Annotated in this window: 8 protein-coding genes and 2 pseudogenes; 6 read left to right on the top strand and 4 right to left on the bottom strand. The window is 75.2% G+C overall.

Annotated features, from left to right (window positions below):
- Positions 1-124: 124 nt before the first annotated feature.
- Positions 125-872, top strand: a pseudogene (locus tag C6N75_RS10730) (PhzF family phenazine biosynthesis protein).
- On the opposite strand, the gene C6N75_RS10735 reads toward C6N75_RS10730, so the two are convergent.
- Both C6N75_RS10735 and map read right to left on the bottom strand, forming a co-directional pair.
- Positions 862-1,536 carry a biliverdin-producing heme oxygenase gene (locus C6N75_RS10735; RefSeq protein ID WP_105868641.1) on the bottom strand — a complete coding sequence of 225 codons (675 nt, stop codon included), beginning with the start codon at positions 1,534-1,536 and terminating at the stop codon, positions 862-864. The pseudogene C6N75_RS10730 and the gene C6N75_RS10735 sit on opposite strands and share 11 nt — an antisense overlap.
- A 179-nt stretch (positions 1,537-1,715) precedes the next feature.
- Positions 1,716-2,573, bottom strand: coding sequence for a type I methionyl aminopeptidase (gene map / locus C6N75_RS10740; protein WP_105868642.1), 858 nt, complete (start codon positions 2,571-2,573; stop codon positions 1,716-1,718).
- A gap of 101 nt (positions 2,574-2,674) precedes the next feature.
- On the opposite strand from map, the gene C6N75_RS10745 reads away from it, so the two are divergent.
- Together C6N75_RS10745 and C6N75_RS10750 are read left to right on the top strand one after the other, a co-directional pair.
- Positions 2,675-2,926 carry a hypothetical protein gene (locus tag C6N75_RS10745; RefSeq protein ID WP_105868643.1) on the top strand — a complete coding sequence of 84 codons (252 nt, stop codon included), beginning with the start codon at positions 2,675-2,677 and terminating at the stop codon, positions 2,924-2,926.
- A gap of 369 nt (positions 2,927-3,295) precedes the next feature.
- Positions 3,296-3,925, top strand: coding sequence for an FAD-dependent monooxygenase (locus C6N75_RS10750; RefSeq protein ID WP_258177339.1), 630 nt, complete (start codon positions 3,296-3,298; stop codon positions 3,923-3,925).
- Positions 3,926-3,929: 4 nt separating this feature from the next.
- Here C6N75_RS10750 and C6N75_RS10755 read toward each other — a convergent pair whose 3' ends face one another.
- Positions 3,930-5,291: an MFS transporter gene (locus C6N75_RS10755; RefSeq protein ID WP_105868644.1), complete on the bottom strand. Its 1,362-nt coding sequence runs from the start codon at positions 5,289-5,291 to the stop codon at positions 3,930-3,932.
- Between the two features lie 132 nt (positions 5,292-5,423).
- Here C6N75_RS10755 and npdG point away from each other — a divergent pair, with 132 nt between their 5' ends.
- Together npdG and C6N75_RS10765 are read left to right on the top strand one after the other, a co-directional pair.
- Complete coding sequence (npdG, locus tag C6N75_RS10760; protein WP_105868645.1) at positions 5,424-6,125, top strand: NADPH-dependent F420 reductase; 702 nt, start codon at positions 5,424-5,426, stop codon at positions 6,123-6,125.
- A gap of 107 nt (positions 6,126-6,232) precedes the next feature.
- Positions 6,233-6,418 carry a hypothetical protein gene (locus C6N75_RS10765; protein WP_105868646.1) on the top strand — a complete coding sequence of 62 codons (186 nt, stop codon included), beginning with the start codon at positions 6,233-6,235 and terminating at the stop codon, positions 6,416-6,418.
- Between the two features lie 25 nt (positions 6,419-6,443).
- Here C6N75_RS10765 and C6N75_RS10770 read toward each other — a convergent pair whose 3' ends face one another.
- Positions 6,444-7,247 (bottom strand): site-2 protease family protein, encoded by an 804-nt coding sequence (locus C6N75_RS10770; protein WP_105868647.1) that lies wholly within the window; start codon positions 7,245-7,247, stop codon positions 6,444-6,446.
- 191 nt (positions 7,248-7,438) lie between these two features.
- Here C6N75_RS10770 and C6N75_RS10775 point away from each other — a divergent pair.
- Positions 7,439-8,151, top strand: a pseudogene (locus C6N75_RS10775) (AfsR/SARP family transcriptional regulator); the annotation flags it as partial.

Below are 8,151 nucleotides of genomic sequence, written 5' to 3' on the forward strand. Positions count from 1 at the left end.
GGGTGCGAGGGGCCGTCAGCCGGGGGTGGCGCCCCGGCGACGGCGCAGCAGGCCGGCAGCACGCCCCCGGGCCGTCCCCCGGGGGCGTGCCCCCATGCCCGTACGCCCGTGTTTGAATGCCGCGATGAACACCGCACCGCCCCCTGGATCCGCCCCCGGGCCGCTGCCCGCGCACGACGTGGTCGCCGTCTTCTGCGGCGGTGACGGCCGCCACGGCGACCTGCTGGGCGTGGTGCGGGAGGGCGGGGCCTGCCGGGGCGAGCAGGCGCGCCAAGCGGTGGCGGCGCGACTGGGCTTCAGCGAGACGGTGTCCGTGGACGACCCCGAGCGCGGCGCCGTCGACATCCACACCCCCGCCGTGCGGCTGCCGTTCGCCGGGCTTCCGCTGGTCGGCGCGGCCTGGCTGCTCGACCTGGAGGTGGTCAAGCCCGCCCGCCGGGAAGGTGTGGGCGCGCCACGACGGGGAGTTCACCTGGATCGAGGCGCGCGCCGAGTGGGCGCCGCCGTGCACCTTGCGCCAGTACGCCACGGCCGAGGAGGTCGACGCCCTCGACGTACCGCCGCCGGGGGCGGGGGTCTCCCCTGGGCGGAGTCCTGGGAGGCTCTACGCCTGGGCGTGGTCGGACGAGGCCGCCGGGCGGGTGCGGGCCCGGGCGTTCCCGGGGCGGGGTGACGGCATCGACGAGGACGAGGCCACCGGGGCGGCGGCGCTGCTGCTCACCGCGCGGCTCGGCCGGGCCCTGAACATCACCCAGGGCCGGGGGTCGCAACTGCTCACGGCCCCCGGCCCGGACGGTCTGATCGAAGTGGGCGGCCGGGTCCGCGAGATGCCCCCCGGACCCTCAAGCCGCCCGCCGCGGCTCACGCGCTGAGCGGGAACTCCCGGCCCAGCTGGCGGAAGACGTCGCCGTTGTAGTCGAAGGCGCGCTTGCACTCGTCGATGATCCGCTGCTTCTCCAGGTCGTCCACCGGCACCCGGTCCAGCAGCTCGCGGTAGCCGCGCTTGAACGCCGCCGGGTTGTCGATCTCCTCGAAGACGTAGAACCGCACCCCGTCGCCCTTGCGGGCGAAGCCCCAGGTGCGCTCGGCGCGGTCGCGGATGATCTGGCCGCCGGAGAGGTCGCCGAGGTAGCGGGTGTAGTGGTGCGCCACGTACCCGGCGGGCCAGTCGCGGGCGCACTCGGCGACCCGGGCGGCGTACGCCTCGGTGGCGGGCAGCGGCGCCAGGCCGGAGCGCCAGCCGGGGCCGCGCAGATGGGCCAGGTCGCGCTCCAGGGCGTCGGTGCGCATCAGCTCCGCCTGGACGAACGGGCCGGCGACCGGGTCGGCGCGCAGCGCTTCGGCGGCGTCCTCCAGGGCGCGGTAGACGAACCAGAGCTGCTCGGTGTACCGGGCGTACGCCTCGACCCCGAGCCGGCCGCCGAGCAGGTCGCCCATGAAGCTCGAGTTCTCGGCCTCGGTGTGCTGGGCGTGCGACGCGGTGCGGATGAGCACAGAGAACGGTGAGGACGGGGTGGCGGTGGCGCTGGCGTCCAAGGCGGGCCTCCGGGGGCCGGGAAGGAGAAGACACGGCGGCAGGGGCAGGGGTGCCCGAGGCCGCCACGCCGATCCTCCTACTTAGGCTTACCTAAGTCAACTGGTTTCCGACGGGCTGTCGGCAAACACGTACCCCTCCCGGGTCCCGGGCAACCGGCCGTGTGCCCGGGCCCACGGCCTCACGGCAGCGTCAGGACGTCCGCCCCGGTCTCCGTCACCACCAGGGTGTGCTCGAACTGCGCGGTGCGCTTGCGGTCCTTGGTCACCACCGTCCAGCCGTCCTCCCACATGTCGTACTCGTGGGTGCCCAGCGTCAGCATCGGCTCGATGGTGAAGGTCATCCCCGGCTGCATCACCGTGGTGGCGTGCGGGGAGTCGTAGTGCGGGATGACCAGCCCGGAGTGGAACGACGAGTTGATGCCGTGCCCGGTGAAGTCGCGTACCACGCCGTAGCCGAACCGCTTGGCGTACGACTCGATGACCCGCCCGATGACGTTGATCTGGCGGCCCGGTCGGACCGCCTTGATCGCCCGGTTCAGCGCCTCCCGGGTGCGCTCCACCAGCAGCCGCGACTCCTCGTCCACCTCGCCGCAGAGGTAGGTGGCGTTGTTGTCGCCGTGCACGCCGCCGATGTACGCCGTCACGTCCAGGTTCACGATGTCGCCGTCGCGCAGCACCGTGGAGTCGGGGATGCCGTGGCAGATCACCTCGTTCACCGAGGTGCACAGCGACTTCGGGAAGCCCCGGTAGCCCAGCGTGGACGGGTAGGCGCCGTGGTCCACCATGTAGTCGTGGGCGACCCGGTCCAGCTCGTCGGTGGTGACGCCGGGGGCGATGTGCTTGGCGGCCTCCTCCATCGCCTGCGCGGCGATGCGGCCCGCCGTGCGCATCAGCTCGACCGTCTCGGCGTCCTGCACCTCGGGGCCGGTGTACGGCGTGGGGGCGGGCTTCCCGACGTACTCGGGGCGGCGGATGGCGCCGGGGACGGAGCGGGCGGGGGACAGGGTCCCGGGGGTGAGAAGCGACTGGCCAGACATGCCGCGAGTCTAACCAGGGCCGTGCGGGGCACAGAGTCCCCGAGGGACCCCGAGGATCCTCCGAGGGCCCCGCGGGAGGGCCCCTAGGGAAGGAGTGCCTGATGGCGCTGTTGAAGAAGCGGACCGCCGGCAAGCCCGGCGAGTGGTACTACTGCCTGAAGCACGGGACGGTCGAGGAGGGCCCGCAGTGCCGCGCGGCCGACCGCTTCGGCCCGTACACCTCCCGCGAGGAGGCCTCGCACGCCATGGAGACCGCCCGCGAGAAGAACCTCGAATGGGAGAACGACCCGCGCTGGCACGACAAGTCCGGCGGGGCCGCCGGCGACGCCTCCGGCGACCGCGGCAGCGCATGACACCGGGCCCGGACCGCCCGCACGTCCTGGTCTCCGGCGCCGGCATCGCCGGACCCGCCTTCGCATAGGGCCTCTCGTTCGGATCTTGCTGGACTCGCGACGCTCCCCCAGCTCCGCTGGGAGGTGCCCCCAGGACACCGACCTCGCGGCGTTGTCGTCACTCGCCAATGGCCCCCAGGCCCGGGGGCCTGGGAGGTGCCCCCACCGCAGTGGCTCCCTCCTCCGCCTTGCGAATGCACGGCGCCAGACGCCGCTCCCTGATCCAGCCTGATCCGAACGAAAGACCCTGGTGGGCCCGCCGGCGCGGACTCGACGTCACCGTGGTCGAGCGGGCCCCGGGGCCCCCGCGGCGCCGGGCAGAGCGTGGACGTGTGCGGGGCCGGGCGCGAGGTCGTCCGGCGGATGGGCCTGGAGCAGGCCGTACGCCGGGAGAACACCGGCGAACGCGGCATCGTCTTCACCGACGCCACCGGCCGGCGGCGGGCCGCCGGCCCGGACGGGCGCCGCGTCCTGCTGCGGGAGCGCTTCGCCGACGCCGGCGGGCTCGCCCCCCGGGTGCTGGCCGCGCTGGACACCACCGACGAGCTGTACGCCGAGGACGTCGGCCAGGTCCGGATGGACACCTGGTCGCGCGGGCGGACGGTGCTGCTCGGCGACGCGGCCTGCTGCCCCTCGCCGATCACCGGCATGGGCACCAGCCTGGCGCTGGTGGGGGCGTATGTGCTGGCCGGCGAGCTGGCCGCGCGACCCGGCGACCCGGCGGCCGCCTTCGCGGCGTACGAGGTGCGGATGCGCCCCTTCGCCGACCGCGCCCAGAGGCTGCCGCCCGGCGGGCCCCGCCTGGCCAACCCGTGCACCCGCACCGGCATCCGCCTGCTGCACGCCGCCGTGCGCACCGCCACCCGGCCCCCGCTGACCGCGCTGGCCGCCAGGCTGGCCTCCCCGCCGGCCGACGCCATCACCCTGCCCCGCTACGACGGGGACCCGACCGGCCGCTGAGGGCTCAGCCCGCCGGCTCCCGGTCCGCGGGTGCGACGCCCGCCGGCCGGGCGTCCGCCTCGGGCAGCGCGCCGGCCCCCGGCTGCGCCTCCGCCGTCCGGGCCTCGTGCGCGGCCCGGCGGCGCACGGCGTCCTCGTCGGTCTGCGCGTCGTAGGTCAGCAGCTTCGGCAGCGCCGCCGCCAGCAGCCCCACCGAGACCAGGCAGGCCAGGCCGCCGCTCCAGACCGCCGGACGGGTGCCGGTCCAGCCGGCCATCGCGCCCGCCCGGACCTGGCCGAGCTGCGGCCCGACGCTGTAGGACAGCACCTCGATCCCGGCCAGCCGGCCGCGCAGCTCCTCCGGGATGGTCTGGTTCCAGATGGTCGAGCGGCCGAGTCCGCTCAGCATGTCCCCGGCCCCCGCCAGCCCCAGGCAGACCAGCACCACCCAGACGTTCGAGAACCAGCCCGCCGCGGCGATCGCCAGGCCCCAGCCGGCCGCCCCGCACACCACCAGCAGCCCGTGCCGCCGCACCCGGGACACCCAGCCGCTGGTCAGGCTCAGCAGCACCGAGCCCACCGACCCGGCCGCGTACATCAGGCCCAGCGACCACTCCGCGTCCAGCTCGTCGGCCAGGAACGGGAAGATCGCGTTGGGGAAGGCGAAGAACATCGCCGCCAGGTCCACCGCGTAGGTGCCCAGCAGCACCGGCCGCGACCAGGCGTACCGCGCGCCCTCGGCGATGCCCCGCAGCGAGGGCTTGTCCGCGTCCTTCGCCGGCGGCGCGGGGGACAGCCGCAGGCACATCGCCACCGACACCGCGAAGCAGACCACCGTCGTCGCGTACGCCGGGGCGTTGCCCGCGTACGCCACCACCAGGCCGGCCAGCGCCGGACCGGCGATCGCCCCGACCTGCCAGCGCAGCGCGTTCAGCGCGGCCGCCGCCGGGAGCTGGTCGTGCGGCACGATCCGGGCCAGCAGCGAGTCCAGCGCCGGCCGCTGGAGGCCGGCCAGCGCCGAGACGCCGGCCGCCACCACGTACAGCGGCCACAGCACCGGCTCCGGCAGCAGGGCGTTGACCAGCAGGATCACCGCCAGCAGCCCCAGTCCCGCCTCGGTCAGCAGGATGACCTTGCGGCGGTCCACCGCGTCCGCCAGCGCCCCGCCGTACAGCCCGAACACCACCAGCGGCACCAGTTCGACCGCGCCCATCGCGCCCACCGCGAGCGGCGAGCCGGTCAGGTCCTTGATCTGCAACGGGAGCGCCACCAGCGCCATGAAGCTGCCGAAGTAGGTGATCAGTCCCTGCACCCACAGCAGGCGGAAGTCGGGGGAGGAGCGCCAGGGGGAGAGGTCGGGCAGCACACGGGAGAGCTTGGAGGTCACGGGGAGCCATCCTCCGAGGGGGCGGGTGCTCAAGGCAACCGGTTAAGCGGCTAAAGTGAGGTTTACCTTACTCAGGCGTCGGGCGGTCGACGCCGGAGGCGCCGGCCCGCCGCCGGGCCATAGGGTCGGCCCATGACCGACAACACGGCTGGCACAGCCCCAGCGAAAGACCCGCACGACCTCCCCGACGTCTCCGGCCTCGTCGTCGGCGTGCTCGGCGGCACCGGCGACCAGGGCCGGGGCCTGGCCTACCGGTTCGCCCTCGCCGGACAGAAGGTGGTCGTCGGCTCCCGCTCCGCCGAGCGCGCACGGACCGCCGCCGAGGAGGTCGGGCACGGCGTCGAGGGCGCCGACAACGCCGAGTGCGCCCGCCGCAGCGACGTGGTGATCGTCGCCGTGCCGTGGGACGGCCACGCCGACACGCTCACCGCCCTGCGCGAGGAGCTGGCCGGCAAGCTGGTGGTGGACTGCGTCAACCCGCTCGGCTTCGACAAGAAGGGCGCCTACGCGCTCGTCCCCGACGAGGGCAGCGCCGCCGAGCAGGCCGCCGCCCTGCTGCCCGACTCCCGGGTCACCGCCGCCTTCCACCACCTGTCCGCCGTCCTCCTCCAGGACCCGGCGGTCGAGCGCATCGACACCGACGTGATGGTCCTCGGCGAGAAGCGCGCCGACACCGACACCGTGCAGGCGCTCGCCGCGCTGATCCCCGGCATGCGCGGGATCTTCGCCGGCCGGCTGCGCAACGCCCACCAGGTGGAGTCCCTGGTCGCGAACCTGATCTCGGTCAACCGCCGCTACAAGGCCCACGCCGGCCTGCGCGTCACCGACGTCTGACCCGCCGGCCGTACGGGGGCGGGGGCGGCGGCCGGCCGCGGATACGGGACACTGGAAGGGCACGTACCGCCCGAACACCAGCCGTATCCGGTCAGGAGCCGCCCCCCATGCCCCGCCTCGCCCTCTACGCCCTCGTCGTCTGCGTCCTCGCGGTCGCCGCGGCCGTGGTCTCCTTCGTCCAGGGCGCCTGGATCGGCGGCATCGTGTGGGTGCTGCTCGTCGGCGTCACCTCGAACATGGCCTGGTACTACCACCGCCGGGCCAAGGCGCTGAAGGCCCGCCAGACCGTCTGACCCGCGCGCGGGCCGCGGCGGGGACTCAGGCCGCGGCGAGCTGCCCGCAGATGTCCTCCGTCTGCCAGAAGCGGTACAGCTCCTGCCCGCAGAACGTCTCGACGTCGCTCACGCCCAGCCCGCGCAGCAGCGCGTCGACGGCCCCGAAGAACGCCTGGTTGACCTCCGGGATGAACAGGAACACGAACACCGCCAGCAGCCCGAACGGCGCGAACGGCTCGATCTGCCGCCGGACGCGGTGCGAGAGCCACGGCTCGACCACGCCGTAGCCGTCCAGACCCGGCACCGGCAGGAAGTTCAGGATCGCCGCCGTCACCTGGAGCAGCGCCAGGAACGCCAGCGCGAACCGGAAGCCCACCGGCACCCCGTCCAGCGCGCCCAGCCAGAACGGCGCCGTGCACACCAGGGCGAACAGCACGTTGGTCAGCGGCCCGGCCGCCGAGATCAGGCTGTGCTTCCAGCGCCCCTGGATGCGGTGCCGCTCGATGAACACCGCGCCGCCGGGCAGGCCGATGCCGCCCAGGACGACGAACACCACCGGCAGCACGACGCTCAGCAGGGCGTGCGTGTACTTCAGCGGATTGAGGGTGAGGTACCCCTTCGCGCCGATGGTCAGGTCGCCGCCGTGCAGCGCGGTCCGGGCGTGCGCGTACTCGTGCAGGCACAGCGAGACGATCCAGCCGGACGTGACGAAGAGGAACACCGCCAGGCCGAGGTCGGCGGAGAAGCCCGTCCACACCGCCCACCCGGTGACCGCCATCACGGCGGCGATGCCGAGGAACACGGGACTGACCCGCCGGTCGCTGCGGGGGGAGGCGGCGGTGGCCATGGGCGGGGCTCCTGACATTCGCTGACGTGCGCCCGGGGCGCGGGGCCCACGGCGGGGACGGACGACCGACCGTACCCGACGGCCGGACAACGCCGGGCCCGAGCGCCGGGTTCCCGTCGCGAGGGGGGGGCGGGTGCCCGGCCCCCGGTCCGCCTCGCCGGGTGCGGGCCGCGCCGCATAGTCTCGCTGCCATGCGCGTCTCCGTCCTCGGCCCCGTCCAGGTCCACCGCGCCGACGGCTCGCCGGCGCCGGTCGGCGGGGCGAGGCTGCGCGCGCTGCTGACGGTGCTGGCGCTGGGAGCCGGGCGGGCGGTGTCGCCGGGACGGCTGGTGGACGAGGTGTGGGCGGGCGACCCGCCCGCCGACGCCACGGGGGCCTTGCAGGCGCTGGTGGGGCGGCTGCGCCGGGCCCTCGGGCCGGACGCGGTGGTGTCGGTGGACGGGGGCTACCGACTGGCGGCCGAGCGGGACGCCGTGGACCTGCACCGGTTCGAGCGGATGACGGCCGAGGGGGTGCGCGCGCTGGGTGCGGGCGACCCGGCGGGCGCGCTCGCCGCACTGGACGCGGCGCTGGCCCTGTGGCGCGGCGAACCGCTGGCCGACCTGCCCGACCGGGCGGCCGAGGCGGCCCGGCCGCCCGCCGGGCCAGGCTCACCGCGCTGACCCTCGTGGGGCGGGCGGAGGAGGCCCTCCCGGAGCTGACGGCGCTGGCCCGGGAGCTTCCGTACGACGAGCCGGTGCAGGCCCTGAGGCTGCGCGCGCTGCGGGCGGCGGGCCGGCCGGCGGAGGCGCTCGCCGGCTACGAGGAGGTGCGCCGGGCCCTCGCCGGCGGGCTGGGCGCCGACCCGGGGCCCGAGCTGCGCGCCCTGCACGCCGAGCTGCTGACCGCCCCGCCCGTCCCCGTC

It is taken from the genome of Streptomyces solincola (assembly GCF_002982015.1).
Lineage (GTDB): Bacteria > Actinomycetota > Actinomycetes > Streptomycetales > Streptomycetaceae > Streptomyces > Streptomyces solincola.